The organism is Paraclostridium bifermentans (assembly GCF_964259345.1).
Taxonomy (GTDB): Bacteria; Bacillota; Clostridia; order Peptostreptococcales; family Peptostreptococcaceae; genus Paraclostridium; species Paraclostridium bifermentans_B.
On sequence record NZ_CAXVJR010000033.1, the window covers coordinates 1 to 520 of the forward strand.

The window sequence follows — 520 nt, forward strand, 5'->3', positions numbered from 1 at the left end:
GCTTACCGAAGATTATCAAACTCCGAATGCCGTTATTTTATACTTGGGAGTCAGACTGTGGGTAATAAGATTCATAGTCGAGAGGGCAACAGCCCAGAGCGTCAGCTAAGGTCCCTAAATGTAAGTTAAGTGGTAAAGGATGTGGGATTGCACAGACAACCAGGATGTTGGCTTAGAAGCAGCCACTCATTTAAAGAGTGCGTAATAGCTCACTGGTCGAGTGATCCTGCGCCGAAGATTACCGGGGCTAAAACTTACTACCGAAGCTACGCTATCAGTAATGATAGGTAGGGGAGCTTCCTATGCAGGCTGAAGCATGACCGTAAGGACATGTGGACAGTATAGGAGTGAGAATGTTGGCATGAGTAGCGAGACGTGGGTGAGAATCCCACGGGCCGTAAACCCAAGGTTTCCAGGGGAAGGTTCGTCCGCCCTGGGTTAGTCGGGACCTAAGCCGAGGCCGAAAGGCGTAGGTGATGGACAACAGGTTGAGATTCCTGTACCACCGATAATCGCTTGA

General features: G+C 49.8%; 1 rRNA gene. It reads left to right on the top strand.

Annotated features, from left to right (window positions below):
• Nucleotides 1-520 (top strand): 23S ribosomal RNA (locus ACEXNK_RS17545); the annotation flags it as partial.